The following is a 20,976-nucleotide window of genomic DNA, read 5'->3' on the forward strand; positions in this document are numbered from 1 at the left end:
AGTCCCTTTTTTTATTTTTCTTCCGGCATCACTACCGGTCCGTTCCATTCCATAATTCCACCCACAAGGTTATAGGTTTTGGCAAAACCCATTTGTTGCATCAGGTTACACGCCTGACCGCTTCTTCCTCCCGATCGGCAATAGATATAGTAGGTTTTGGATTTGTCCAATTCGTCTACCTGATAGATGAATCCCTGTCCTTTATAAATATCGATGTTGATGGCACCCGGAATGATTCCCTGGTTCCATTCGTCTTCAGTGCGCACATCCAGGATTACAGCATTGCTGTCCTGTTGTGCTTCCTGCCACCATTGTTCTTGTGTAATGTCCATTTTTGATTTGCGTTTAAAAGTCAAATGTAGACAAAAAAGTGTAATTAGTTATCGGGAATAGTCTATATTGTTTATTGTATTAGCACTTACAATAGGATGCATTTACATATACTTTATTTCCACTCGAATTAATATAATAACAACCTCCATTAGAACCTTTATATAATGTTTTCCCATTATAGGTCCCACAGCCGCTGGAACCGGAACTTGGATTTGTTACAACTGATGATGGTGTTGACACTTCCGATCCGCCTTCAGATGTGCATCCTAATAAAACTAATGGTAAAATAAATAGTACTACTTTTTTCATGTTACTTTGAAAATTTAATGTTTCACATCTCAAAAGTAGTTTATCAAATTACCTTTGCATTACGGAAAGCCATAACCATATAACTAAATTCTGGTAACTTCGAATTTACTTTTATAAACAAAAAAATAGGGCTTTTAAGCCCTATTTTTTTTAGTATATATGTTACTATTACAATCGCGTTAAAACCACCAAATTCGTATTTCCGGAAAGTAGGAATTTTAATTTCAATGTGGTATTCGTTAATTGCATAATCTCAGCGTTAACGGTTGTTCCGTTTTGATATACAAATGTCAGCGCATTATTATTTCTAGTCCAGACTCCGGTATCGATTGTTTCCTGACAGTTTGGATTGTCAAAATAATGATCTTTGATTACGTTAGCGGCAAATATTTCGATATAATCTTTTGTACAACCGGCTGTATGCTCATAATCATTTATAATTTCCTGATTATTGGTGATGGTTCCTTCTTTTGTAAATTGCCAGGTACCTTCAACTTGAGCGGCTACTTCCTGAGTGTCATCGTTATCTTTACTACATGAGGATAAACCTAAAAATAATACTGCTGCAAATACAGACAAGTTTTTTAATTTAAACATAATTATAATTTTTAAGAGTTTTATTGTTTTAAATATTATGATTTAAAACTTCGCAAAAATAAAATATATAATCACATTATTAAACGAATCGGCTACTTTTAATCGGTTTCCCGATTTAAACAATATAAAATTTTTAGCATTGCCTTTACGTAAGAAAAACGTATTCCTATAAAAGGCTTTAAATCAAATAAAAAGGAGTCAGTAATATACCGACTCCTTTCTTTTCAAAATATTTTTGAGATGCTTATTACGCTTTAATCGAACATCCAATCGCTTTGGTTTCTTTTACCGCTACGTCTTTGTTTTTCAATAAAGCATCCAATGCGTTTTCGGCATATTTTTCTTTTACGGCAGCCGCATCGCTATAATTATCATCGATCGCTCCGATATATTTTACCACATTTCCAGCTTTTGTTTTTTGTAAGATATACACATGAGGCGTTTTAGTCGCTCCATATTGCGGATAAATTTTCTGACCTTCATCCAATAAATACGGGAACGTAAAGTTTTTCTCTTTGGCACGTGTCTGCATCAATTCGAAACTATCGTCTTTTTGTTTTGCCGGATTGTTTGGATTGATCGCTATAACCGGATATCCTAATTTTTTATATTTTTTGTCCAATGCAATGATACGATCTTCGTAAGCCTGTGCATACGGACAGTGGTTACAGGTAAACACCACGATAAAACCTTTTGCAGCTTTGAAATCGGCTAATGATACTTTTTTATTGTCGACATTTTTCAGACTGAAATCAGTCGCCACATCGCCTACCTTATAACCGGCTGCTGGTTTGATCAATGTAAATGCACTCATAACACCTACTACCAGTGCCAAGGCTAAAAATTTAATTGCTTTCATATTATATACTTGTTTTTTAGGTTGCTTAATTCATTACGGATTTTAATTCTTTTTCTAAAGCTTCGTAGGTAAACGACTGTTCAAAAAACTTGCGTTTGTTCCCTTTATAAATCACCGTTGCCGGAATTGCACCCGACCAGGCCGTATCGACTTTACTAATCCAGGCGTTAGCATCCGGATCGTTCAGGTAGATCACCTCCGACTGCATATTTTTCTTTTTTACAAACGGCAACAAATTGGATTCCACTTTTTGCGGCATATCCAAACTCACTAAAAGAACTTTTACTTTTTGATCTTTATAGGTCGCATTCAGTTTTTCGAAATGCGGTAATTCAGCTACACACGGTACACACCAGGTCGCCCAGAAATTAACCACATAGGTCGTATCGTTATCCTTTTTTAAAAACGGCTCAAAAGCATTAAAGTCATAAGATGCTACCTTAATTCCGTCTTTTTCATAGACTTTAATCGGTTTTGGCTGATCGGCTACAACTGCTTTTTCCGGTTCTGATACGTTTGTTTCGGGTGTGGTTGTTTCTTTTTTACAAGACATAAAGCTGCAAACAGTCAGCATTATTATAATTTTTCTCATGGTATAAATCGGGTTTAGGCCACTAAAATTAAGCATTCTAACAGGCTCGAAAATAAATTTAACAAAAAATTAAACAAACATTTGTATATACAATTAAAAACATTACTACATTTGTACCTACAAATTTAATAACACAATGAAAATCGAAGACATCATCAAATCTACAAAAACATTATCACTGGGCAAACGAACAGTGCTAAACATTTTGTACACTCAAAATTTGGTTTCCGAGAAATTCGCTGAGGTATTAAAGCCTTATGAATTATCAAGCGAACAGTACAACGTATTGCGGATTTTGAGAGGCCAAAAGGCAAAGCCAACCAATATGTGTGTGATTCAGGAACGTATGCTGGCCAAAACCAGTAACACGACCCGATTGGTTGACAAGTTATTATTAAAAGATCTGGTAACCCGCGAAGTTTGTCCGGACAACCGTCGGAAAATGGAAGTAACCATCACCGATAAAGGCCTGGAACTACTGGAAGAACTGGATCCAAAAGTGGATCATCACGAACAACTGTTTGCACAAAACCTGAGTCAGGAAGAACAGGAACTTTTAAATGATTTACTGGAACGTTATCGAACAATATAATCAGAAATATACATGAGTAATTTAATAGAAACGCTAAAATGGCGTTATGCAACAAAGAAATTTGATGCTACCAAAAAAATTTCCAACGAAGATTTGGAAACCCTTAAAGAAGCGATCCGTTTAAGTGCTTCTTCTTACGGTCTGCAACCGTATAAAGTATTGATCATTGAAAATCCGGAAGTACGTGCAAAATTGCAGCCGGTTTCATGGGGACAATCACAAATTGTTGAGGCTTCTCACCTGCTTGTTTTTGCAAACATGACCGATTTTGGAGCAGAACAAATTGATGCTTTCCTAAACAATATTGTGGAAACACGTCAGATTCCGATGGAATCGATTGCCGGATACGGTGATTTTATGAAAAGTAAGCTAACCACTTTACCAGCCGACAAACTAAGCAACTGGACTTCTAAACAAACCTATATCGCATTAGGTAATCTTTTAAGTGCTGCTGCCGAATTAAAAATCGATGCCACACCTATGGAAGGTTTTGAAGCGGAAAAGGTAAATGAAATCCTTGGATTAAATGAGCTTGGATTAAATGCTTCCTTAATTGCTACTTTAGGGTACCGACATGAAGAAGATGCTACACAGCATTACGCCAAAGTGCGAAAATCAAACGAAGAATTATTTATCAATTTATAATCAATTAATTAAACCATTTTAAAATCAAATGAAAAATTTAAAATCAATTGCGTTAGCTTTAGTAGTAGCTTTAGGTACTTTATCTGCATCAGCTCAAACTAAAAAAGTAGATGTTTCTAAAAGTACAATCAACTGGGTTGGTAAAAAAGTAACCGGACAACACGAAGGTACTATCAACTTAAAAGAAGGTGCTTTAGTTTTCAAAGGAAAAAAATTAAAAGGTGGTAACTTCACTGTAGACATGACTACAATCAGCGCTACTGACGTTTCTGGTAAATCAAAAGCTGGATTAGACGGTCACTTAAAAGCTGACGATTTCTTTGGAGTTGAAAAATTCCCAACGTCTAAATTAGTTTTCAAAACTATCGCTGACAAAGGTAACGATGTGTATACTGTTACTGCTGATTTAACAATTAAAGACAAAACTAACCCTGTAACTTTCGACATCACTGTTAAAGGTAACGCGGCTACAACAAGCTTTAAAGTTGACAGAACGAAATTTGGTATCGAGTACAACTCTGGTTCTATTTTCAGTTCAATCGGTGACAAAGCAATCAACGACGAATTCGATTTAACTGTTAGCTTACAGTTCTAATATCCCCCTATTATATAATTGCTATGAAAAGGAAAAAGGTGCCGTTATTGCGGCACCTTTTTTTTGTTTTAATTAGACAGTATTAGAATATTTTAAACAACATTCGGATACTGAACACGATAACCAAAAATGCTACGGCTAATATGGCTGTTTTTTGTGGTAATTTACCGGCCAGTCGTGCCGCTAATGGTGCCGCAATGGAACCTCCCAAAATCAGTCCTACTACAATATACCAATGACTGACGCCCAATGAGGCAAAAAACGTAGCCGAAGCCGCCAGTGTTACAAAAAATTCCGCCAAACTCACCGTTCCGACCACATAATTGGATTTGCGTCCTTTGGCCAATAAGGTTGAGGTAACAATTGGCCCCCAGCCTCCACCGCCAAAAGCATCAAAAAGACCTCCCGAAAATCCCAGTAAACCGGTATTTTTTATTTTTTTCCGAACGATTTTTTTTCGAAAAGCAATCAATACCAAACGTATTCCAATGATCATGGTATAGGTAGCCAAAACGGCATAGGTAATCGTTTCATATTTATTTCCGAGGTAAATCAACAGCAAGGCACCGCTAATGGCTCCAACTACACCTGGAATGGCCAACCATAGCAATAATTTTTTGTTGACATTTCCGAATTTGTAGTGCGAAAAACCACTGATTCCGCTGGAAAACATCTCCGCGGTATGAATACTTCCGCTAATCGCCGGTAACTTAATCCCGAACAACATCATACTCGTCGCACAGGTCACACCATATCCCAAACCAACGGCACCATCGACCAATTGAGCAAAAAAACCAACCAGTACCATTCCGTAAAAAGCCGGTGGAATCTCTCTGATATACCCATTTAGTTCATCAACCGAAATGATCGACGACAATCCATAGCCAAAAAAGACCGCCAGGAAAACTACGGTAATTTCAAATGTCAGTTCCTTATACTTTTTTCCTTCCCTTTTATCCGTTTCCTTTACCAGTGCTTTGGTTGCTTTGTTTAACGAAACCAATTTGGCCTGAATATCGCCTTTATGTTGTTCGCGAAAAGCATTGAGGTTTTCAATACTATCGCTAATATTTTCCGGAATAGCCTCTTCCAAATGCTCGCGTAAACGACGTGCCAATACCGGTGATTTTCCGTTGGTTGAAATCGCAATTTTAAGATACCCTTTATTTACGATCGAGCCAAGGTAAAAATCACATAAGTCCGGCTGATCGGCAGCATTGACCAATATTCCTTTATCATTGGCTTTTTGTTTGATATCCCGGTTTAATGCGGTATTATCGGTGGCAATAATCAGAAAATCGGTCGTATCCAGATCGTTTTCCTCAAACGACCGCTCCCGAACAATGAGTTGCGGGTGTTTTTGTTGTAACTGACGTAAGCCGGAGTTGATCTTTTGCGCCACGACCGTTAAAGTGGTCAACGGATTTTGCCGTAATAACGTTTCAGCTTTTTCCAATCCCACATTTCCGCCGCCAACAATCAGAAACCGATACGAGTCACTTTTTAAGAATATTGGGAACAAATTATTTTTCATGCTTTTTAGTTTTTAATGATAGCGTATGGAATACCGAAAAACGGATAATATCCCGGTCGTAATAGTCCGTTCCGGAAGCGCGTTGCTGGTACCAGTTGAGATAACCGGCCTCAACCGCAAAATCCGGATTGATCCGATAATTAAGTCCCGCGTACATTCTGTTTTGATCAAAAGTGTTTTTTACAATTTTACTTCCTGAATTAAGCATTATTTCGTCTTTTAATCGTAGCGTTAATCGTTCTTCCCGGGTGTCTTGCTGTCGCCATAATGGAATGTCCAATCCCAGTTGGTATCGAAAACGGAAACTCGAAAAACGATAGCCGCCGGTTAGTTCGTCATTGGCAAAATCGTGCATAAAACGTGCTTCCATTTTATAGCGATGCGAGATCGTCATAAAGGCTAATTTCTGCTTATTGTCAAAACCAATATCCGGACGCAATTCGGGAACAATCAGGTTACTTTCGGATTCCGGATCCTGTGGACTTTGTAAAAAATACGTCATCCCAACCGAAACATTCCAGTTTTCGATTAACTTCCGCTGAATGTTACTGCGAAATACCAATTGATGTTGCGCTCCGGGGTTAAAAAATCGCCGCTCCTGAACTTCACTCAGCAACGCCCAGTTTTCGTTAAACCGAATCGTATTATGATAGGCAAACCACAATAACTGCTGATGGGTTACTTTTTTCTGAGCCACGAGTAACAGGGGAAATAACAGGGTTAAAAAGAGTATTCGTATCCTGTCTTTTTTAATTGACGGAAAAGTATTTCCGAAATGTAAAATCCCCAAATGTCTCATAGTGTAAGCGTTCTTTAGTATACTGATCAAAAAGTATATCGAGTTCCGTTAGTATTTCGTTTTCGTTTAATTGTTTTTTATAAATCTGATTCAGGCGATTTCCCAAACGGTCGCCACCCAACATCAGGTTATACTGACCCGGTCCGGTGCCAACCAATCCGATTTCCGCCAGATACGGTCGACCACAGCCGTTCGGACAACCCGTCATCCGGATGCTGATTTCGTCCTGATCCAGTTCGTATTTTTTTAGAAACGGTTCGATTTTAGTAACCAGTTCCGGCAAATACCGTTGTGCTTCGGCCAACGCCAGTGGACACGTAGGCAATGCCACACAAGCCATCGAACTTTTCCGCATCGCACTATCACGCTCTTCTATCTGATATTTAGCAAGCAACGCTTCTACCCTGCTTTTAGTTGCTTCCTCGATATTCCCCAGAATCAGGTTTTGATTACAGGTAAACCGGAAATCGGACAACTGTAATTCTGCCAGTTCCAAAAGGAATTGCTTCTGATAGGGTTTGATCACCCCATGCTCGATAAACAAGGTATAAAACCATTTATTTTCGTGGTTTTGCTGCCATCCGTAGCGATCGTTTCGTTCGGTAAAAGTATAGGATTCTTCCGGTAATAATTCGAAACCAATTCGTTTTTCCAGTTCCTTTTTAAACGCCTCTACACCAAGTTTATCGACGGTATATTTTAAGCGGGAAAGCTTACGGTCGCTACGGTTTCCATAATCCCGCTGAATCGTCAGAATCTCGTATACCGCTTTGAGTGTTTTTTCTTCCGTATCGGTAAAACCAATAATCGTTGCCAGCCGCGAATAGGTATTCGGGTTTCCGTGCGTGGTGGCCAATCCGCCGCCAATCGCGATATTAAATCCTTTTAATTGCCCGTCTTTGATAATAGCAATCAATCCGATATCATTGGCAAATACATCCACATCGTTCGTTGGCGGAATCGCGATTGCAATTTTAAACTTTCTCGGCAGGTAACGGTCTTCATATAACGGATCGGCTTCCGAGGATCGTTCGTATGCTTTTTCACCGTCGATCCACACTTCATAATATGATTGCGTTTTAGGCAACAACAAGGTGGAAATGGTATCGGCATAATCGTAAATCTGCTGATATAAGGGCGAAACCTGCGGATGCGAACTACAAATTACATTTCGGTTAACGTCGCCACAAGCGGCAATCGAATCGAGTTTTGCCAGTAGAAAACCCTGTATTGTAGGTTGTAACTGGTGTTTTAATAAACCGTGTAACTGTAGCGTCTGACGGGTTGTGATTTTAAGGATTCCGGTACCGTATTCTTCGGAAATCGCGTGTGTTGCCAACCATTGATCAGCCGAGATAACACCACCCGGAATGCGTAAACGGATCATAAACGAATAGAGTTTATCCAGTTTTTTTTCGGCTCTTTCCGCTCTTCTGTCGCGGTCGTCCTGAACATACATCCCATGGAATTTGACCAGAGCTTCATCGTCAGGTCGTACGTTTCCGGTATGGTTATCGGTTAAACTCTCTTTTAAAGTCCCGCGAAGTCCGTCACTATTCACTTTAATCGTTTCAATCGGGGATAATTTATCGTTACTCATAGTATCGTTCAATTTAATGTTTGCTTAGTATACGTCTTTTAGATAACGTCCTTCTGACTCAAGGTTTTCCAAAATTGTCTTTGCCTCGGCACTACTGATCTTTTTTTCAGTAGCGATAATCTCCAGCAAGGTATTTTCGACATCGGTACTCATCGGTTCTTTTTGACCGCAGATATAGAGATAAGCACCGTTATCCAGCCATTCACTCACCTCTTTTGCGTTTTGTTTTAAGCGATCCTGTACATAAATTTTATGTTTCTGATCTCTTGAAAAAGCCGTATCCAATCGCGTTAGTACTCCGGTTGCGAGCCATTCCTGTATTTCGGTCTGATAATAGAAATCGGATACAAAATGCTGCTCGCCAAAAAACAACCAGTTTTTCCCTTCGGCAGCGGTAGCATCACGGTGCGCCAGAAAACTACGGAACGGAGCGATTCCGGTTCCGGGACCAATCATAATGATATCTTTATCCGGATCGGGCAATCGGAAATTCGGATTTTTATGAATGTAAAACGGAAGACTTCCCTCCTTTGGAAAATCGGCTAAAAACTGCGAACACAACCCGGATTTCGGAATACCGTCTACTGTAAACACATTGCGATTAACCGTTATATGGATTTCTCCGTCATGCGCTTCGGCAGCTGATGCAATCGAATACAAGCGTGGCGCAATGGGCAATAACAATCCGATAACGGCATCGAAGGTGACTTTTGCATCGATCGGATATTTTTGTAGAATATCCCGTAAATCGGCTTTTGTTTCGGTAATAGACACACCCAATAGGTTCGAAAGTGCCTCCAATGATTTTTTCGAAAGTCCTCTGATATTTTTGGTTTTCAGTTCATCACTACGGGAAGCCGCTTGTAACAATGTCGCAATTTCCAATGTTTCCGTTGTGGCATTTTCCGGATAAAAACCGATCGCATCGCCCGGTTCGTATACTACCGGTTCGTCAGTTTCGATTTCAATATGATGCGTTTCTTTATTCGAACCGCGATCGTTTAAAACGACCTTATGCCGTACAATACCAGTAAACGTTTTCTTTTGTGTTACCGGAGTAGCAACCGAAGAAGTCACAACTGCTTTTCCAACTGTTATTTGTTGCAGACTTTCCAGGATTTCGGCAAACCATTTTTCGGCAACCGGACTAAAATCCACATCGGCTTTTTGAAACGGCAATGCGCGTTGTGCGCCAAGTCGTGCGAGTTGTTCGTCTAGATCTTCTCCCGCTTTACAAAACAACGGATAGGACGAATCACCCAATCCTAAAACCGCAAAACGGATTTTCGAAAGGTTGGCATTACTATTACTGATATTGTCAAAAAATTTAACCGCATTTTGTGGCGGATCGCCTTCACCCTGCGTGCTCATGATCACAATCAGAAAGTCTTCTTTTTCCAGTTTTTCCACCGGATATTGAAATGCATCGATCACTTTCGACTGGATTTTGTTTTTTTTGAAAACCGTTTGTAACTGCGTGGCCAATTTTTTAGAATTACCGGTTTCGGTTCCATAAATAATCGTTGGTTTTACCGAAACAGGCACTACCGTTTCTTTCGATCCCTGTACGTCATTTTGCGCCAGTAATCCGGCAAGATAACCATTGGTCCAAATAATTTCTTCACGGGAATACTGTCGCACCAGATCTTTTAGTACCTCTAATTTATTTTCAGCTAGCATGTTGGAAGTTTATTATATGATTATCGAAATACGAAGTGTTTTTAGATTGCTCCCGGAACCAGGCAAATTGTTCGTGCAACTGTACCACTTTCCCGACTATTAATAAGGTCGGTACATAACCAAACTCGGGTAATTCCTTGGTTTTTAATTCTGCAAACGAAAACACCCTCGTTTTTTGATACGGCGTTGTCGCTTGTTGAATCACGGCCAGTCCTTTAGTTTGATCAACATTGTTGGCTAACAGATAACCGGCCAATTGTTGTAATCGTTGGCCACTCATATAGAAAACAAGGGTATCGTCTGTCGTTCCCCAATCGGCCCATTGCTCCGGAGTGACCGATGCCAGATCGAATAAAGTCAGGAAACGCACACCACGTGCCAATCCTCTCGCCGTTAACGGAATGCCGGTATAGGCTGCCGCACCAAAAGCTGCGGAGATTCCGGGTACGATTTCATATGGAATCGCATTCGCTTTGAGCACTTCCAGTTCGTCCAGTATATTCGAAAACAACGATGCATCACCACCCTTAAGTCGTACGACCAACTTTCCCTGTAGCGCAAATTCCACCATTAACGTATTGATATCGCTTTGCGGCGTATGGATTCCCTTCGAACATTGTTTTCCAACGTAAATAATGATGGCCTCCTTACGCGCATTATCGGCAATTAGTTGTGGCGCAACCAGACGATCGGTCAGGATTACATCTGCCGTTTGCAGATACCGGATCGCTTTTACACTTATTAAATCGGGATCACCCGGACCGGCTCCGGCTAAAATGACTTTCCCTTTATTTTCTATACTCATTGTTTTTTTAGTTTTCTTAGTTTATTTCAGGATTAATACAGCCCTTCGATCGAAAGGTAACGTTCGCCTGTATCATAATTAAAGGTGACAATTATAGCTCCATCCGGGATTTGCGGAATTTTTCGGGCTACGGCCGCCAATGACGCTCCGGTTGAAATCCCAACCAGAATTCCTTCTTCTTTTGCCACCTTACGGGCATAATCAAAAGCTTCATCCTTGCCGATTTGTATAATTTCGTCCAATAATTCCGGTTGTAAAACCGAAGGCACAAATCCGGCTCCAATTCCCTGTAACGGGTGTGGTCCCGGTTCGCCGCCACTTAACACCGGTGATAATTCCGGTTCGACAGCGATTACTTGTAGTTTTGGAAATTTGGCTTTTAAAACTTTCGCAACACCGGTAATATGTCCGCCGGTACCTACTCCGGTAATCAGGTAATCGATACCTTCCGGAAAATCCTGAATTAATTCCTGTGCCGTTGTTTTTTCGTGAATGGCTACGTTAGCCGGGTTATCAAACTGTTGTGGCGACCAAGCATTCGGGATTTGCGTTACCAGTTCGTTGGCTTTTTCGATGGCGCCTTTCATTCCTTTCTCACGTGGTGTCAGTTCAAATTCGGCACCATAGATTTCCATTAATTTCCGACGTTCGATACTCATCGATTCCGGCATGACCAAAATGACCCGATAGCCTTTAACGGCACCAACCAAAGCCAGTCCGATACCGGTATTTCCCGAAGTTGGTTCAATAATAACGCTCCCCGGTTTCAGGATGCCTTTTTGTTCTGCATCTTCGATCATCGCCAGAGCGATACGGTCTTTAATACTATTTCCCGGGTTGTTTTTTTCGAGTTTGATCCATATTTTTTTGGGATCTCCAAAAAGCTTCTGAAGTCGGACAACCGGTGTATTTCCTATTGTTTCTAAAATTGTATTTGCTTTCATGATTCTATTTTTTTTAGTTGTTTTATATGACAAAATTGATGGGCTCCGGAAAGGGAGCTTTGTTTTTAATGACGATCTCACTTTTGTGATAAACCAGTGATTTTTTGGGAACCGACTGCGTGATCCATACATTTCCGCCGATAATAGCATCATCGCCAATATGCGTTTCGCCACCCAAGATGGTTGCATTGGCATAGATGATCACATTGTTACCAATCGTGGGATGTCTTTTTTCTTCGGCTTTATCTTTACTCACGTTTAAGGCGCCCAACGTCACACCTTGGTAAATTTTAACATCATTACCAATAACTGTCGTTTCTCCGATGACCACACCTGTTCCATGATCAATAAAAAAACGAGCACCGATTTTTGCTCCCGGATGGATGTCGATACCGGTTTTTCCGTGTACATATTCCGAAACCAACCTTGGAACTACCGGTACGTTACTTTTCCAGAGCAAATGCGCCAGACGGTAGACTACAATGGAAAAAAAACCGGGATATGCCGCGAGTACTTCATTTCTGGATTTTGCCGCCGGATCGAAATTAAAAATGGTTTCTAAATCCGCTTCCAGTAAGTCGTGAACGGTTTCCAGTGATTCAAAAAAGGTGTTTGTTACGATTTGGGCTTGTTTATCTGTCAGTACGTATTTTACTATTTCAGTCAGTTCCGACTGCAATTCCTTTTCTTTTTCCAAGAAGACGGTATAATTGTCCAATTCGACATCGATTGCAAAAAGCCAGTTAAACAGCTTTTCGATCCATATTCCGGTTTTTGCCTTATCGGGAATCCGTTCGTGGTTTCCCTTATTTTTTCGGTATAACGGATGTTCCATCGCTTTAGGGTAAAAACATTAAAGCACCTACCGTATTGAACGTTGTTTCGTCGACCAGAATGGCATTTCCGTTTCGGGAATTTTCGGCAAAAGGATCAAAAAACAACGGCTGACTCGAACGTAGGGCAATCTTACCAATGTCATTAATGCCAAGCTCATGCGTCTGATCAAATTGCCATTGGTTGACATCCCATTTCCGATCGACCGCCTGGATTTTTACCCGTACCGTTTTAAAACGATGTTGCAGCAGATAGGTTTTTCCGATTTGTAATGGTGCCGTATCCAACCAGCAAATCCAGGCTTTTAATTCATTTGACGTAAGCGGTAAGGCATTGGCTTTTACAATCGTATCGCCTCTACTGATATCGATATTATGCCCCAGATGAAGTACCACATTGTCGCCAGCCGTAGCCTGATTGACCACTTCCTGGTGCCTTTCAATTTTTATAATTTTTGTTTCAATTCCCGAAGGTAAAATCACTACCGAATCGCCTGTGGCATAACTTCCACTTAAGATTTGCCCGGCATATCCGCGGTAATCGTGATTTTCCTCATCTTTAGGCCGAATTACCCATTGCACTTGAAAACGGGCTACGAGATTTTCTTTTGTCGGAATCTCAATATGTTCCAGCGTACTTAACAATGCATCGCCTTCAAACCAAGGCGTGTTTTCCGATTTCGTTACGATATTATCGCCCACCAGTGCGCTTACGGGGATATATGCGATTTCATCATAGGTTAATTCCGAACGAATCGCTTCAAAATCGGCTTTAATCGTATTAAAAACCGCTTCGGAATAGTCCACTAAATCAATTTTATTGATCGCGATAATGGCCTTTTTGATCCCCATTAACGAACCCACACTCGCATGACGTTTGGTTTGCGTGGTAATTCCTTTACGCGCATCCACCAGAACAATGATCAAATCGGAATTTGACGCTCCGGTAATCATATTCCGGGTATATTGTTCGTGTCCGGGCGCATCGGCGATGATAAATTTCCGTCTCGAAGTGGCAAAATATTTATAGGCCACATCGATCGTAATTCCCTGTTCCCGTTCGGCTCGAAGTCCGTCGGTGATCAACGATAAATCGATCGCTACATTTTCCTGTTTGGTTTGCTTTTGCAAAACGCCCAGCTGGTCGGTATGAATACTATCGGAATCGTAAAGCAAACGCCCGATCAGCGTACTTTTACCATCGTCTACATTTCCGGCTGTTATAAATTTTAATGTGTTCATTTTTTATGTTTTTAGAGGTGTTGTTTTTAAAAATAACCTTGTTTTTTACGGTCTTCCATTGCGGCTTCCGATAGCTGATCATCCAATCGGGTTTGCCCTCTTTCGCTAATCCGCGTCTGGATAATGTCATCGATTATATCCTGAATCGTTTCGGCATCCGACGGAACAGCCGCCGTACACGTCATGTCGCCAACAGTTCGGTAGCGCACTTTTTCCACAACCACGGTATCGGTAGGAAGCGGCTGGATAAATTCGGAAGTTGCGACCAGTTTATCCTGATGTACGATACATTCCCGGTGATGAGCAAAATAGAGTTCCGGCAATTCGATAGCCTCTTGCTGGATATAATTCCACACGTCCAGTTCCGTCCAGTTGCTAATCGGGAAAACGCGGACATTATGTCCTTTCTGGATTTTACCGTTTAGGATATCCCATAATTCCGGACGTTGTAATTTTGGATCCCATTGTCCAAAATCGTCCCGAACCGAAAAGATGCGTTCCTTGGCCCGCGCTTTTTCTTCGTCACGACGCGCTCCACCGATACAGGCATCAAATTCATTTTCCTGAATAATATCCAGTAACGTATAGGTTTGCAAGGCATTACGCGACGGAAAACGCCCCGGTGTTTCTTTCAGATTGTATTTTCGGATGCTGTCTTCCACCGAACCGACAATTAACTTTTCGCCAATCCGATCGACCAGATAATCCCGAAAAGCAATGGCTTCCGGAAAATTATGCCCCGTATCGATATGCACCAACGGAAACGGAAACTTCCCCGGTCGGAACGCTTTTAAGGCCAGATGTACCAGGACAATCGAATCCTTTCCGCCGGAAAACAACAAGGCCGGCTTTTCGAACTGTGCCGCGGTTTCGCGAAGAATGTATATCGCTTCGTCTTCTAATTGTTTTAAATATTCTTTTGTAGCACTCATATCTTTTATTTTAGGGTTGTTTACTGATGTAGTCCGCATTCTTTTTTGGAGGTTTCTTCCCACCACCAGCGACCGGCACGGAAATCGTCACCTTCTTTTATGGCTCTGGTACAGGGTGCGCAGCCTATACTGACAAAGCCTTTATCGTGTAAAATGTTATAGGGTATACCGTTTTTTTCGGCGTAGTTTTTCACTTCCTGAGTCGTCCAGTGCAATAGCGGATTGTATTTGTACAACTGGTATTGCGCGTCCCATTGTACGATTTCCAGATTGTTCCGGTTCGCCGAGTGTTCGGCGCGAAGCCCGGTTATCCAAACCGTTGCTCCGCTTAAAGCACGTTGCAATGGTTCTACTTTACGGATATGGCAACATTGTTTGCGTAATTCCGTGCTTCCGTAAAAAGCGTTGATTCCTTGTTCTTCCACAAATTTTTCCAGATGATTTTGCTCCGGATAATAGGTTTTTATCTTTTTGCCATACTGTAACAAGGTCTTATCCCAGGTCGCATAGGTTTCCGGAAATAAACGACCGGTATCGAGAGTAAAGACTTCCACATTGTCCAGGTTCTGAGCAAAAATGGCATCGGTAATCAACTGGTCTTCAATACCAAAACTGGTTGAAAACACTATTTTACCAGTAGTATTTTCAGACAAAAACGCCAGGCTTTCCCTTAGGTTTTTTCCTTGTTTTAGTGAACTGATTGTTGTTTCTTCCATGTTTATTTTGTTTGTTTTTTAAAAATCGGGTATAAAAAAAGCCTCTTGGGAACAAGAGGCTTATCAACAGGTACTATTATCTTACAGCAACTAATACGACAGACGGCCTCTTGCGAAGTTTCGCATACAACAACACATCATCATACAAACTGCAGCTATTGCTTTTTTAGTGAAATGGGTTGTTGTTTTGGTCATTTTTATCTGAAATTATTTTTGTAAGTTTTATTTTTTGTTTGGATTGGGATCAAAAAAAAACTCCCCAATTGCTTGAGGAGTTTACTGATATTTGAAAATGTTTTACCGACATTAACGAATAGCAAGGCTCCTCTCATTAACTGAGCAGCACATACACATCGCCATAGATAAAACCGAATTTGTCATCGAAATCATTTGTTTTGATGTTGCAAACTTATAACATTTTTTAAATATTCACCAAATAAAAAAATATTTTTTGAAATTAATTTTTCGCAGCCGAAACCTAAAAAAACGAACCACAACTGATAAAAACACAACAAATACGGTTATTCACCCTGTTTTTATCAGAAATAAAACACAAAATGGATTGTTGTTTATTTTTAAAATCATTCCGGTTTACTATCCGATAAAAATTTATCCTTATCTTTGTTCCGATTAATTATGGCAATGATGTCTGCCTTGAACCGCTTTAAAAAGCTGATGACGTCTGTAACACGGCTTATGCCGGTATAGATGTATGTAATCAAGACAATTATGGACAACACTTTTTTCAGACGACACATTGCAGCCTTTCCGCAACTTCCCTTGCTTTTATTTCTAATTCGTTGGTCGGTATTGGCCATCATTATTGGCATGCTTATCGGTTCATTATCGGCTTTTTTCCTGACGGCACTCGATTGGGTCACGGTTTACAGAGAACAGCATTTCTGGATTATAGCGTTGTTACCACTAGCCGGACTACTTATCGGATTAAGCTATCATTATTGGGGCGAAAACGTTGTAAAAGGCAATAATTTACTGCTCGAAGAATTCCATTCTCCCAAAAAAGTGATTCCGTTTCGTATGGTACCATTGGTCTTAGCCGGAACATTACTCACCCATTTATTTGGTGGATCGGCCGGACGCGAAGGAACAGCGGTGCAAATGGGCGGTGCCATAGCCGATCGTATTTCCCATTGGTTCGGACTTAAAAAAGAAGACCGTAAAATTATATTGATCATGGGAATCAGTGCCGGTTTTGCCTCGGTATTCGGAACGCCTTTGGCCGGTGCGGTTTTTGCGTTGGAGGTTATGATTTTAGGTCGTATCCGATATGAAGCCATTTTACCCGGTTTTTTAGTCGCTGCAATTGCACATTATACCTGTCTGGCCTGGCATGTAAACCATACGCACTATTCGATTCCCTATGTCCCGGAACTGAGTCCGCAAACCTTGGCCTGGACTGTATTCGCTGGAATTATCTTTGGTCTTACAGCCCTGCTCTTTTCTAAAACCACGCATTTTTGGAGCCATCAGTTTAAAGTCCGAATCCAATTTCCGCCTTTACGCCCTTTTGTTGGCGGTATTGTGATAGCATTGGCGGTATATGCCATTGGCACAACACAATATATCGGGTTGGGAATACCTACCATCCAGGCTGCTTTTGATTCCAATTTAGCCTCCTATGACTTTATCGCAAAACTGCTGTTTACCGCATTTACCCTTGGTGCCGGTTTTAAAGGCGGCGAAGTAACTCCGCTATTTTTTATCGGAGCCACCTTAGGAAATGCGCTATTCTGGTTTGTTCCGTTGCCTATGGCTTTACTGGCCGGAATGGGATTTGTTGCGGTTTTTTCGGGTGCCACGAATACGCCTATTGCCTGTACGTTAATGGGTCTTGAACTATTTGGAGTCGAAAGCGGGATTTATATTGCGATTGCCTGCGTAACGGCCTATCTGTTTTCCGGACATACCGGTATTTATTCGGCACAAATCATAGGCAGTCCGAAACATCAATTTTATCTCCGTTTAAAAGGCAAGCCTTTATCCGAAGCAAAAAACAACGATAAACACCTATAAAACAAGACCTTAAAAAATATTTTCTATTTTTTTTCGGCAAAAGGCTTGTTTAATTGAAAATGATTTTTATACCTTTGTAACATAATTCACAACAATGAACACATTTTATAACAATACTTGGTGGTGGAATTCCTTACGTCGAACATCGTGAGCGATACCTCCTATCTGTATTTTTAAAATCAAAAATAGATAAAGGCCTGTCATCACGACAGGCCTTTTTTGTTGCATTAAAATTTCGTTACCATGAAAAAATTTCACCTACATACCCAATACAAACAAATCCTTGCCGACACAATTACACCGGTAAGCATTTATCTGAAAATCCGCGATAAATTCCCGAACAGCCTCTTACTGGAAAGCAGTGATTATCAAGCTAATAATAACAGTTTTTCGTATATCTGTTGCAATCCGATTGCCAGTATTAAAGTGGAAAATGAAACGATCGTACAAAGCTTTCCCGACGGTACCACAAATCAAAATGCCATTACCCATCCAACGGATGTCATTACCGCGGTACAGGATTTTGCAGCCCGTTTTGAATCGGAAAACCACGGATTTAAGTTTATCAACAACGGTTTGTTCGGGTATATTTCCTATGATGCCGTACGTTATTTTGAAAAACTGACGTTAACAAAAAAACAGGGCGACCTGCAAATTCCGGATTTGTATTATGCCGTATATCAAAACATTATCGCGATCAATCATTTTAAAAACGAAGCGTATATTTTTAGTCATAGTGTCGACAATCAGAACAATATTCCGGAAATTGAACAATTGCTTTTTTCGAAAAATTTTGCCAGTTATGCCTTTGATACCGAAGGCGATGTGCTTTCCAACCTGACCGATACCGAGTTTAAACAACAGGTTGCACGCGCCAAACAACACTGTTTCCGCGGGGATGTTTTTCAACTCGTATTATCCCGTCGTTTTTCTCAGGCTTTTAAAGGGGATGAATTCAACGTTTATCGCGCTTTACGCAGTATCAACCCATCGCCTTACCTGTTCTTTTTCGATTATGGCGATTTTAAAATCATGGGATCATCGCCGGAAGCACAATTAGTCGTACACAACCGGAAAGCCGAAATCCATCCGATAGCCGGAACATTTAAGCGAACCGGAAACGACGAAACGGATAGTATTCTGGCCCGACAATTATCGGAAGATCCAAAAGAAAACAGCGAACATGTGATGCTGGTCGATCTGGCGCGCAACGATTTAAGCCGAAACGGTCGTGATGTACAGGTCGAAAAATACCGCGAAGTACAATTTTTCTCCCATGTTATCCATCTGGTTTCCAAAGTTACTGGGAAATTACACGACAAAACTACGACAATGCAGACCGTTGCTGCGACGTTTCCAGCCGGTACTTTGAGCGGTGCGCCCAAGTATAAAGCCATGCAACTCATTGAAAGCATTGAAAACACTTCACGGAATTTTTACGGCGGTGCTATTGGATTTATGGATTTTGACGGTAACTTTAATCACGCAATTATGATCCGTACCTTTTTAAGTAAAAATCATCAATTACATTATCAGGCCGGAGCCGGAATTGTATCCGATTCGTCTGAAGAAAACGAAATGCAGGAGGTTTACAACAAGCTGGGCGCTCTTACCAAAGCTTTGGAATTGGCCACCACTATTTAACCCGAAATAAAATAAAAACAGAACCCAAAATAAAGCATCCGATGAAAAAGATAGTAATCATAGACAATTACGACAGTTTTACCTATAATCTGGTTCATTACCTGGAAGATCTCGACTGTTCCGTAACGGTTTTCCGCAATGATGAATTCCTGATCGACGAACTGAAAGACTTCGACAAAATCGTATTGTCGCCCGGTCCCGGGATTCCGGAAGAAGCCGGCTTACTAAAAGAAGTCATCCGAACGTATGCGGCTACTAAAAGTATTTTGGGCGTATGCCTTGGTCAGCAGGCTATTGGCGAGGTATTTGGTGGAAGCTTGATCAACCTTGAAAAAGTATACCACGGAGTCGCAACACCGGTTACCATCACGGTTGACGATGAACCACTGTTTAACGGATTAAACAAAAACATACAGGTAGGACGTTATCATTCGTGGGTGATCAACCCTGAGGATTTTCCGATCGAACTGGAAATCACTTCGGTAGACGATAACGGTCAGATCATGTCACTCCGCCACAAAACATTTGATGTAAAAGGCGTGCAATACCATCCGGAAAGCGTACTTACACCAGATGGAAAAAGTATCCTCCAAAACTGGTTAAACAGCTAGTTTACACTAACATATCACTTTATTACTAACCCTGTCTGGAGCCAATTCGCTTTAAGATACAGCCCTTATTATCTCTAAAAATCATGAAAACAATATTAAACAGACTGATCAATCAGGAAATCCTGAGCCGCGAAGAAGCCCGGGATGTTCTGGTCAATATTTCCAACGGCGCATACAATCCGAGTCAGATCGCCAGCTTTTTAACCGTCTATATGATGCGAAACATTACGATCGATGAACTGGCCGGATTTCGGGATGCTTTATTAAGCCTTTGCATTCCGGTTGATTTATCGGCTTACAACACCATTGATCTGTGTGGAACAGGTGGCGACGGAAAAGACACTTTTAATATATCTACCCTGGCTTCTTTTATTGTGGCCGGTTCCGGAACAAAAGTGGCCAAACACGGAAATTATGGTGTCTCCTCCATATCCGGTTCCAGTAATGTCATGGAAAATCTGGGGATCCGTTTTAGTAGCGACGCCGGTTTTTTACAACAATGTATCGAAGAAGCCAATATTTGTATTTTACATGCGCCACTATTTCATCCGGCAATGAAAAATGTTGGCGGTATCCGAAAGGAACTGGCTGTAAAAACCTTTTTTAATATGTTGGGTCCCATGGTAAATCCATCGTTTCCTAAAAACCAGATGGTGGGCGTTTTTAATCTGGAACTCGCCCGAATGTATGCCTATTTATACCAGAATACGCCGATCAATTTTACCATTTTAAACAGCCTCGACGGTTATGATGAAGTATCCCTAACTGGGAATACCAAACTGATTTCCAATCGCAGTGAACAAATACTAAAACCCGACGATTTTAACGTAAGTCGCCTGGATCCGGATGCTATAAAAGGCGGAACGACCGTAACCGAATCGGCACAACTTTTCCTGGACATTATTTCCGGAAAAGGAACCGAAGCGCAAAACAATGTGGTTTGTGCCAATGCCGCGATTGCTCTTGTTACGGTAAATCAAATGAGTATAGCGGACGGATTTGCTATGGCTATGGAAAGTTTGCAATCCGGTAAAGCCCTAGAAAAATTAAACAAACTACAACAATTAAGTTCCCGTTAAG

21 protein-coding genes and 1 riboswitch are annotated in these 20,976 nt (G+C 40.9%); of the genes, 7 read left to right on the forward strand and 14 right to left on the reverse strand.

Annotated features, from left to right (window positions below; translation table 11 throughout):
• Positions 1 to 11 precede the first annotated feature (11 nt).
• The 4 genes from AAFN64_RS11380 to AAFN64_RS11395 form a co-directional block, all read right to left on the reverse strand.
• Complete coding sequence (locus AAFN64_RS11380) at positions 12 to 332, reverse strand: rhodanese-like domain-containing protein (protein ID WP_300489143.1); 321 nt, start codon at positions 330 to 332, stop codon at positions 12 to 14.
• A 478-nt stretch (positions 333 to 810) separates the two neighbouring features.
• A complete protein-coding gene (locus AAFN64_RS11385) occupies positions 811 to 1,239 on the reverse strand; it encodes a lipocalin family protein (protein WP_300489144.1) in 429 nt (142 codons plus the stop codon).
• A 247-nt stretch (positions 1,240 to 1,486) separates the two neighbouring features.
• Positions 1,487 to 2,098, reverse strand: coding sequence for a thioredoxin family protein (locus AAFN64_RS11390; RefSeq protein ID WP_347760515.1), 612 nt, complete (start codon positions 2,096 to 2,098; stop codon positions 1,487 to 1,489).
• A gap of 25 nt (positions 2,099 to 2,123) precedes the next feature.
• Entirely contained in the window at positions 2,124 to 2,690 is a 567-nt protein-coding gene (locus AAFN64_RS11395; RefSeq protein WP_347760516.1) for a TlpA family protein disulfide reductase, read from the reverse strand.
• Between the two features lie 136 nt (positions 2,691 to 2,826).
• Between AAFN64_RS11395 and AAFN64_RS11400 the strand changes: the two genes are divergently transcribed.
• From AAFN64_RS11400 to AAFN64_RS11410, 3 genes are read left to right on the forward strand one after another with little or no spacing between them, the layout of a single operon-like run.
• On the forward strand, positions 2,827 to 3,282 hold the full coding sequence (locus tag AAFN64_RS11400) for a MarR family transcriptional regulator (protein WP_300488200.1): 456 nt from the start codon (positions 2,827 to 2,829) through the stop codon (positions 3,280 to 3,282).
• 12 nt (positions 3,283 to 3,294) lie between these two features.
• Complete coding sequence (locus tag AAFN64_RS11405; RefSeq protein WP_347760517.1) at positions 3,295 to 3,927, forward strand: NAD(P)H-dependent oxidoreductase; 633 nt, start codon at positions 3,295 to 3,297, stop codon at positions 3,925 to 3,927.
• 28 nt (positions 3,928 to 3,955) lie between these two features.
• Entirely contained in the window at positions 3,956 to 4,522 is a 567-nt protein-coding gene (locus AAFN64_RS11410) for a YceI family protein (protein WP_347760518.1), read from the forward strand.
• Between the two features lie 82 nt (positions 4,523 to 4,604).
• Here the strand turns inward: AAFN64_RS11410 and AAFN64_RS11415 are convergent, their stop codons facing one another.
• Genes AAFN64_RS11415 through AAFN64_RS11460 form a run of 10 tightly spaced genes read right to left on the reverse strand, consistent with a single transcriptional unit; the run spans position 4,605 to position 15,607 of the window.
• The gene (locus tag AAFN64_RS11415) at positions 4,605 to 6,056 is read right to left on the reverse strand and encodes a TSUP family transporter (RefSeq protein WP_347760519.1); all 1,452 of its coding nucleotides are present in this window, start codon (positions 6,054 to 6,056) and stop codon (positions 4,605 to 4,607) included.
• Positions 6,046 to 6,855 (reverse strand): DUF2490 domain-containing protein, encoded by an 810-nt coding sequence (locus AAFN64_RS11420; RefSeq protein WP_347760520.1) that lies wholly within the window; start codon positions 6,853 to 6,855, stop codon positions 6,046 to 6,048. Before AAFN64_RS11420 ends, AAFN64_RS11415 begins: the two co-directional genes overlap by 11 nt.
• Entirely contained in the window at positions 6,806 to 8,455 is a 1,650-nt protein-coding gene (locus AAFN64_RS11425) for an NADPH-dependent assimilatory sulfite reductase hemoprotein subunit (RefSeq protein WP_347760521.1), read from the reverse strand. The genes AAFN64_RS11420 and AAFN64_RS11425 overlap by 50 nt, the downstream gene beginning before the upstream one ends.
• Positions 8,456 to 8,479: 24 nt before the next feature.
• Positions 8,480 to 10,135: a flavodoxin domain-containing protein gene (locus AAFN64_RS11430; RefSeq protein ID WP_347760522.1), complete on the reverse strand. Its 1,656-nt coding sequence runs from the start codon at positions 10,133 to 10,135 to the stop codon at positions 8,480 to 8,482.
• On the reverse strand, positions 10,125 to 10,940 hold the full coding sequence (gene cobA, locus AAFN64_RS11435; RefSeq protein ID WP_300488179.1) for a uroporphyrinogen-III C-methyltransferase: 816 nt from the start codon (positions 10,938 to 10,940) through the stop codon (positions 10,125 to 10,127). The genes AAFN64_RS11430 and cobA overlap by 11 nt, the downstream gene beginning before the upstream one ends.
• A 32-nt stretch (positions 10,941 to 10,972) precedes the next feature.
• On the reverse strand, positions 10,973 to 11,884 hold the full coding sequence (gene cysK, locus AAFN64_RS11440; protein WP_347760523.1) for a cysteine synthase A: 912 nt from the start codon (positions 11,882 to 11,884) through the stop codon (positions 10,973 to 10,975).
• 22 nt (positions 11,885 to 11,906) lie between these two features.
• Complete coding sequence (gene epsC / locus AAFN64_RS11445) at positions 11,907 to 12,719, reverse strand: serine O-acetyltransferase EpsC (protein WP_347760524.1); 813 nt, start codon at positions 12,717 to 12,719, stop codon at positions 11,907 to 11,909.
• 4 nt (positions 12,720 to 12,723) lie between these two features.
• Positions 12,724 to 13,959: a GTP-binding protein gene (locus AAFN64_RS11450; RefSeq protein WP_347760525.1), complete on the reverse strand. Its 1,236-nt coding sequence runs from the start codon at positions 13,957 to 13,959 to the stop codon at positions 12,724 to 12,726.
• Positions 13,960 to 13,985: 26 nt separating this feature from the next.
• On the reverse strand, positions 13,986 to 14,891 hold the full coding sequence (cysD, locus tag AAFN64_RS11455; protein ID WP_347760526.1) for a sulfate adenylyltransferase subunit CysD: 906 nt from the start codon (positions 14,889 to 14,891) through the stop codon (positions 13,986 to 13,988).
• Between the two features lie 20 nt (positions 14,892 to 14,911).
• Positions 14,912 to 15,607, reverse strand: a complete 696-nt coding sequence (locus AAFN64_RS11460) for a phosphoadenylyl-sulfate reductase (RefSeq protein ID WP_347760527.1) — start codon at positions 15,605 to 15,607, stop codon at positions 14,912 to 14,914.
• 629 nt (positions 15,608 to 16,236) lie between these two features.
• Positions 16,237 to 16,299, forward strand: a riboswitch (Fluoride riboswitch).
• Between the two features lie 37 nt (positions 16,300 to 16,336).
• On the opposite strand from AAFN64_RS11460, the gene AAFN64_RS11465 reads away from it, so the two are divergent.
• From AAFN64_RS11465 to trpD, 4 genes are all read left to right on the forward strand, one after another.
• Complete coding sequence (locus tag AAFN64_RS11465; protein ID WP_347760528.1) at positions 16,337 to 17,641, forward strand: voltage-gated chloride channel family protein; 1,305 nt, start codon at positions 16,337 to 16,339, stop codon at positions 17,639 to 17,641.
• A 243-nt stretch (positions 17,642 to 17,884) separates the two neighbouring features.
• Positions 17,885 to 19,285, forward strand: coding sequence for an anthranilate synthase component I family protein (locus AAFN64_RS11470; protein WP_347760529.1), 1,401 nt, complete (start codon positions 17,885 to 17,887; stop codon positions 19,283 to 19,285).
• Positions 19,286 to 19,326: 41 nt separating this feature from the next.
• Entirely contained in the window at positions 19,327 to 19,896 is a 570-nt protein-coding gene (locus tag AAFN64_RS11475; RefSeq protein ID WP_347760530.1) for an aminodeoxychorismate/anthranilate synthase component II, read from the forward strand.
• A gap of 83 nt (positions 19,897 to 19,979) precedes the next feature.
• Complete coding sequence (gene trpD, locus AAFN64_RS11480; protein WP_347760531.1) at positions 19,980 to 20,975, forward strand: anthranilate phosphoribosyltransferase; 996 nt, start codon at positions 19,980 to 19,982, stop codon at positions 20,973 to 20,975.
• Position 20,976 lies beyond the last annotated feature (1 nt).

This window comes from Flavobacterium sp. CAU 1735, from assembly GCF_039888695.1.
GTDB lineage: Bacteria > Bacteroidota > Bacteroidia > Flavobacteriales > Flavobacteriaceae > Flavobacterium.